The sequence below is a fragment of the Vibrio sp. 1069 genome (genome assembly GCF_033340555.1).
In genome coordinates, this window is sequence record NZ_JAWOWP010000318.1 from 1 (window position 1) to 737 (window position 737).

1 protein-coding gene is annotated in these 737 nt (G+C 46.7%); it reads right to left on the minus strand.

Annotated elements, in window-relative coordinates:
* On the minus strand, nt 1-737 hold a 737-nt coding region (locus tag R7040_RS26240; protein WP_318097548.1), incomplete at both ends, for a sterol desaturase family protein.

The window sequence follows — 737 nt, forward strand, 5'->3', positions numbered from 1 at the left end:
CGCTCGCTTCCCTGATCTCAGGCACGCCAATCACGACATCGTTATGTCCAAGCGCTGGTTGTGCGCGATACGTTCCAAACCATCTATCCCAAACGGAAAGGAAAAAACCAAAGTTCGAATGGGTTTCCTTCACCATCACCGAATGGTGCACGCGGTGCATGTCTGGTGTCACAATGACTGTTCGCAGTTTCTTATCGATAGATAACGCAAGTTTTGCGTTACTGTGATTGAACATCGCACTCGCATTTAGAATGATCTCAAACACCACAATCGCGAGAGGTGAAACGCCAAGAATGAATACCGAGGCGATTTTGACGACCATCGAGATGATGATTTCAATTGGATGAAAACGTGCGCCAGTTGTGACATCGATATCCAAATCGGCATGGTGCATACGATGAATTTTCCATAGCGGTTTCACGCGATGAAAAACCAAGTGCTGAACATAGATGATGAGATCGAGAACAATCACAGCAAGCAACACATTTAACCAACCGGGCAGGGACAGAAGATTGAATAGTCCCCATTGCTGATCATGAGCAATGGTCGCAGCTTGAAACGCAGCGATAGGCATCACTAATGCAATGATCGCGCTATTTAGGGCGACCAAAGAGAGGTTGTTTAACCAGCGAAAGGAACGTTTGACGGTGAGCGTCTTTCTTGGGAGCTTGTTTTCCCAAAGAGTACACAGCAACAATACGCCAATAAAACAGCTAAGTCGCAACCAAGATGGGTCG